Source organism: Massilia sp. CFBP 13721, assembly GCF_014842025.1.
Taxonomy (GTDB): Bacteria; Pseudomonadota; Gammaproteobacteria; order Burkholderiales; family Burkholderiaceae_D; genus Telluria.
In genome coordinates, this window is record NZ_JACYUY010000056.1 from 1 (window position 1) to 1,493 (window position 1,493).

Sequence of the window (1,493 nt, forward strand, 5' to 3'; positions counted from 1 at the left end):
ACCCTGTAAAGGCAAATTAGAAATGTCCGGTCGCAGCAAATTAGAAATGTCCGGTTTTTCGGTCATGCCTGACGGAGTTGAACCGAGCTCGATGGGCCTTTGCGCGCGCTTGCTTGTTTTGCGGCGGTAACGCCTGCTGTAATCTCCGAGGCAGTAGGGTGGCGGTTACGCTGGCGTTTCTGGGGCAGTTGGTCGAGCGCGTTTCCTAGCGTCTTGCTTTCGACATCGATGAGCTGTCGTTTCGTTGGGCTGCTTTCATGGATCGTGTGGGGCAGCAGGTGTCCTTCTGCTCGTACTTCCATGCGTCCATCGGCGAAGGTATAGAGCTCCACCTTGGTACGGGCATGCGCCCTGGCGGCCGGAGAATCGGCGAGCACGAAGCACCTCGATTCATACTGCAGCGTCAGCTTGGCGCTCAGTTTGCGTTGGACACGGTGGGCCAGGATCATCGACAGGTCGTCGCTTGGCCTGAGAGGCCGATGCGCATCAATCGTGCTGTGCGCTCGACGTTCAAAGCGGTCGTTGAATTGGGTGACGAAAGCATCGCACCAGGTATTGGCTTGCTCGATACTGCTGATGTTTGCCAAGCGTAACTCTCGCGTCAAGCGCCCCTGCAAGGTCCGATTCATTCGTTCGACCCGGCCTTTGGCTTGCGGAGAGTTGGCGCAGATCAGCTCGATGTCGAGCTCATCGAAAGCGCGTTGCAGCTGCGTCGGAATATGGCGGTTTTGGGCCGGCGAACGAAATACCGCGGCTTTATCGGCATAGAACGCTAGCGGCTTGCCGTAGCGCCCGAGATAGCGCCGTGTCGCTTCGAAATAGCTGGTGGTAGTTTCAGTCTCGGCAAAGTACAGCTGAGATAACCGGCCCGTCGCGTCATCGACGTACACCAGCAGGGTACACTGGGCGGCGCGACCTTCGAACCAGTCATGCCGGCTTCCATCGATTTGAACCAGCTCCCCGAGACATGCGCGGCGCTCACGGGGCTGGTGCAGTTTACCTGCGCGGGCGCGGCGAGGAATCCAAAGACCATCCTCGATCATCAGGCGACGCACCGTCTCCTTTGACAGATCCACGGCGTGACACTCGACCAGCTTCTCGTAAGCGAATGTCGGTGGGAAGTCGGCGTAATACTCCCGGATCAGCAGCAAGGCTTGCTGCGCCAGCCCCGCCTTCAACTGGTGGTTGCTGGCCTTGCCTCGCTGCGCCGACATAAGTCCGGCCGGACCAGCAGCGCGAAACCGATTAGCCAGACGCTGCACCTGTCGCGTCGTCACGCCAAGCTGCATCGCCGCCGTTGCAGGCTTGATCCGCTTATCGACCAAGGCCTTGATGACCTTGGCCCGCTCCACTTCCTTCATGCTCATGCTCCCGGTTCTGCTCATCGCCCGACTCCGACCTATTCGAAGTCCATAGCTTGATTGAGATAGCAAAATCAGACATTTCTATTTTGCTAGAACCGGACATTACTATTTTGCCCTTACACACCCTAC

Annotated in this window: 1 protein-coding gene; it reads right to left on the bottom strand. The window is 58.1% G+C overall.

Translation table 11 applies throughout. The features are described 5' to 3' along the window. Positions 1 to 62 precede the first annotated feature (62 nt). Entirely contained in the window at positions 63 to 1,367 is a 1,305-nt protein-coding gene (locus IFT60_RS26130) for an ISNCY family transposase (protein ID WP_192057018.1), read from the bottom strand. Between the last annotated feature and the right edge of the window lie 126 nt (positions 1,368 to 1,493).